Annotated in this window: 1 protein-coding gene; it reads left to right on the forward strand. The window is 66.3% G+C overall.

From position 1 onward, the window contains the following. Positions 1 to 120: 120 nt before the first annotated feature. Positions 121 to 1,476: an IS4 family transposase gene (locus Afe05nite_RS43475; protein ID WP_203823219.1), complete on the forward strand. Its 1,356-nt coding sequence runs from the start codon at positions 121 to 123 to the stop codon at positions 1,474 to 1,476. Positions 1,477 to 1,509 lie beyond the last annotated feature (33 nt).

The following is a 1,509-nucleotide window of genomic DNA, read 5'->3' on the forward strand; positions in this document are numbered from 1 at the left end:
CAACGCCGCTCAGTTAGGCGTGGGCGAGTCTCGTCAAGGGTGTGTTGATCGGGAAGTAAGAAGCGGAGTTCCGGTATCAAGGCTTGTCACTCCAAGACAACCCAGAATCAGGAACTCCGCTTGCTCGATCAGATTGCCATAACCCATACAGTCACGGTCGCGGCGGGTGTCTTCGCACCCGGTCATCTCGGCGCGTTGACCCCGCTCATCCCCTTCGACATGGTCGACGAGGTCCTGGCCGAGACCCGTCGTGTTCAGCAACGCGAACGACTGCTGCCCGCCCGCGTGGTCGTCTATCTGATCCTGGCCGGCTGCCTGTTCGCAGAACTCGGCTACTCGCAGGTGTGGCAGCAGCTGACCGCGGGTCTGAGCGGGCTGGCCTTGACCGAGCCAAGCTCCAGCGCGTTACGCCAGGGCCGGCGGCGACTCGGCCCGGCACCACTGCGGGCGTTGTTCGACCTGCTCCGCGGGCCCGCAGCGACCGCCGCCACTGGAGCAGTCCGTTGGCGGGGCCTGCTGCTGACCGCGATCGACGGAACCATCCTCACCGTTGCCGACGCTCCCGCCGTGGTGGCCCGCTACCCGAAACAGGGCGGCAACCACGGCGGCCTCGGCTACCCGAACCTTCGACTCAGCGTCCTGTTGACCTGCGGCACCCGCTCGGTCATCGACGCCGTCTTCGACCCGATCAAGGTCGGCGAACTCGACCAGGCCCGCAGACTGGCCGACAACCTGAAAGCCGGGATGCTACTTCTCGCCGACCGCAACTACGCCGCCGCCGATCTGCTCGCGACCCTCGCCGCGACCAAAGCCGACCTGCTGATCCGCTGCAAGAACGGCCGTCGCCTACCCGTGATCACCCGCTACCGCGACGGGTCCTGGCTCTCCACGATCGGCACCCTGCGCGTCCGCGTGATCGACGCCCGGATCGCCGTCAAGACCACCACCGGCACCCGGATCAGCGACTACCGGCTCATCACCACCCTGCTCGACCCGGCCACCCACCCCGCCGGTGAACTGATCACCCTCTACCACCAGAGATGGGAGATCGAGACCGCCTACCTGGAACTGAAATCCAGCATCCTCGGCGGCCGGGTCCTGCGCGCCCGCACCCCCGACGGCATCGACCAGGAACTACACGCCCTATTGATCGTCTACCAGATCCTGCGCACCGCGATGGTCGACGCGACCGACAGCCGGCCCGGCCTCGATCCCGACCGGGCCAGCTTCAGCACCGCCCTGAACGCCGCCCGCAACCAGCTCATCAACGCCGCCGGAGTCATCGCCGACACCGCCATCGACCTGATCGGCGTCATCGGCAACACCGTCCTCAACCACCTGCTGCCCGACCGCCGGATCCGCATCAAAGCCCGCATGATCAAACGCTCGAACTCGAAATACCAGGCCCGAGGCCCCAACATCGACCGCCGCAGCTACCACGCCACCATCAACATCGACATCCTCACCGACGCTTGACCAACCGACACACGCCCTAACTGAGCGGCGTTG

Origin of the sequence: Paractinoplanes ferrugineus, from assembly GCF_016862195.1 — a bacterium.
Lineage (GTDB): Bacteria > Actinomycetota > Actinomycetes > Mycobacteriales > Micromonosporaceae > Actinoplanes > Actinoplanes ferrugineus.